This window comes from Actinoplanes sp. NPDC024001 (assembly GCF_040638955.1).
GTDB lineage: Bacteria > Actinomycetota > Actinomycetes > Mycobacteriales > Micromonosporaceae > Actinoplanes.
The window spans coordinates 1-1592 of the sequence record NZ_JBEZZB010000369.1 but is presented as its reverse complement, the minus strand read 5'-3'; the positions used below and the strand labels follow the sequence as shown (position 1 = coordinate 1592).

Sequence of the window (1592 nt, the reverse complement as noted above, 5' to 3'; positions counted from 1 at the left end):
GCTTGCGGGGGGGTGCTGCTGGCGGGGGCCGGAATCGCCGCCGACTCCCGGGCCACCGCCCGCCGGCGCGCCGGTGAGCTGGCCGTCCTGCACACCCTCGGCGCCGGGCCCCGCCTGCTGGCCCGCTCGCTCGTGGTCGAGCAGGCGTTCCTGGCCGGGGTGGGCGCGCTCGCCGGCCTGACGGTCGGCCTGCTGGTCGCGGGCGCGATGGCCCCGCTGCTGGTGCTCACCCCGACCGCGGTGCGGCCGGTGCCGGAACCGGTTCTGCAGGTCGGCTGGCTGCCCACGGTGGGCAGCGTGGTGCTGCTGGTCGGCATCGCGCTGGCGCTGAGCGCCGCGACCGCGGCCTCGGCAGCACGCCGGCTCCCGGCGGCGCGCTTGCGGTTGGGTGCGGACCGATGAAGAACCAGATCATCGGTACGGTACGCCGCGCTCGCGCGTACGCCGGGCAGCTCGGGCTGCTCGCCGCCCTGGTCATGCTGACCGCCTTCCTGGCCTCCGGGTTGCCCCGGATCGCCAACGACCGCACCGACGCCGGCCTGCGTACCGAGATCGGCCGGCTCGAGTCGTCGCAGCGCGACCTGACGTTCAGCCTGCCCATGGCGGAGCCGGACTTCCGGCCGAAGGCCGACCAGGCGGCGCTGCTCGATCGGATCCGCCAGGAGCTCCCGGCGCCGCTGCCCGAGATGGTCGAGAACGGCTGGTTCGTCACCGAGGCGGCGCCGGCCGCCATGGCCGTCGGCGCCGCCGAGCCGGGCAGCTGCCCACCGCTGGCCGGGGTCCGCCGGCAGACCGGCTCCGAGCAGGCCACCCGGATCGTCGAGGGACGGGCCCCGCGGTCCGGCCGGACCGCCGAGGTGATGGCCGGCCGCGACGAGGCACGAGGGCTCGGCATCCGGGTCGGCGACACGCTCGCCCTGTCCGCCCGGTGGGGCACCGCCCAGGTGCGCGTGGTCGGCCTCTACGAGCAGGTGAACCCGGCCGACCCGTTCTGGGCGGACGCGAAACTGACCCGGGTCTCCTGCCCCAGCATCGACGACGGCACCCGTTTCCAGGCCATCCTGCTCAGCGACCGCGCCGGTGCGACCATGGCCGGTGACGGCATCGGTGAGCTGCGCGAACGCTGGCGTTACCGGCTCGACGCGCAGCGGCTCACCGCCGACCGGATCGGCGAGCTGAAGACCGCGGTGGCCGCCGCCCGCCGCTACCCGCCGGAATACAGCACGCTGCTGAGCAGTGTGGACTCCACCCTCGCCGACTTCGACGAGCGGCTGCGCGGGGTGCGGGCGCTGCTCGCCGTGGTGCAGGCCGGCCTGCTCGCCACCGCGGCCGGGCTGATCCTGCTGGCCGCCCGGCTCGGCGTCGACCGCCGCCGCAACGAGTACGCGCTGATCCGCGCCCGCGGCGGCTCGGTCCGGGCGATCGCCGCGCGCGCCTTCGCCGAGACGCTGCAGGTCGTGCTGCCGGCCGCGCTGCTCGGCTGGCTGGCCGGGGTGCTGACCGGCGGGCGGGCGGACGTCTGGGAACCGCTGCTGGTCACGGCGATCGTGCTGCTCGCGGTCGCCGCGCCGGCCGCGTACGCCGCCGCCGGC

General features: G+C 76.6%; 1 protein-coding gene and 1 pseudogene. Both read left to right on the top strand.

Going from position 1 to position 1592, the window contains the following annotated elements:
• On the top strand, window positions 1-402 hold a 402-nt coding region (locus tag AB0F81_RS51235), incomplete at its 5' end, for an FtsX-like permease family protein (protein ID WP_360211764.1).
• Window positions 399-1592: pseudogene (locus tag AB0F81_RS51230) on the top strand (ABC transporter permease); the annotation flags it as partial. The gene AB0F81_RS51235 and the pseudogene AB0F81_RS51230, both read left to right, overlap by 4 nt.